General features: G+C 66.3%; 1 protein-coding gene. It reads right to left on the reverse strand.

Going from position 1 to position 258, the window contains the following annotated elements; genetic code table 11:
• A partial coding sequence (locus R0J88_RS21400) for a hypothetical protein (RefSeq protein ID WP_410901086.1) occupies nt 1-258 on the reverse strand: 258 nt, incomplete at both ends.

Here is a 258-nt window from a genome sequence, read left to right on the forward strand (position 1 = left end):
GTGCAGCGCCACCAGCTTGGCCAGCCACAGGTCCTCGAAGACGAAGAAGCCCCGGGGTTCGCCGCTATAAGGATCGATCATGGCGATGCCGGTGCCGGGACGCTCCTTGAGGGCCCCGAAGACGATCACATTGTCCGATTCGAGAAAGCCCTGGCGCGGTGGGGCTGCGCCGAAGACCTTGTGCAGTTGCGGGTAGGCGTCGGAGGCGGCCCTGATCCAGGCGTCCTGTTGCAGCAGCGTGCCATGCTCGCCAGGGGC

The organism is Pseudoalteromonas sp. SIMBA_162 (assembly GCF_046535955.1).
GTDB classification, from domain to species: domain Bacteria; phylum Pseudomonadota; class Gammaproteobacteria; order Enterobacterales; family Alteromonadaceae; genus Pseudoalteromonas; species Pseudoalteromonas marina.